Source organism: Vibrio sp. S12_S33 (assembly GCF_963889785.1).
Taxonomy (GTDB): Bacteria; Pseudomonadota; Gammaproteobacteria; order Enterobacterales; family Vibrionaceae; genus Vibrio; species Vibrio aestuarianus.
In genome coordinates, this window is the sequence record NZ_CAWPQZ010000502.1 from 1 (window position 1) to 202 (window position 202).

General features: G+C 57.4%; 1 protein-coding gene. It reads left to right on the top strand.

What is annotated here, in order from left to right:
* Nucleotides 1-202, top strand: a 202-nt coding sequence (locus tag AACW06_RS20890; RefSeq protein ID WP_202884153.1) for a hypothetical protein, incomplete at both ends; no start/stop codon positions are given.

Consider the following 202-nt stretch of genomic DNA (forward strand, 5'->3'; position numbering starts at 1 on the left):
GATGCGGCGGGTAACACCACCGCTGAAAGCGCGCCAGTGACGTTTGATTTAGACACCACCATTCCAGGTGATACTGACGGTGATGGCGTGAGTGACACGGCGCCAACGTTAACCATTGCCGATGCGGCGGACGGCAGCGTCAGCGTGGCCGAGAACAGTGATGGTTTTGAAACCAATGTCACGCTTCCAACGGGTGTGGAAG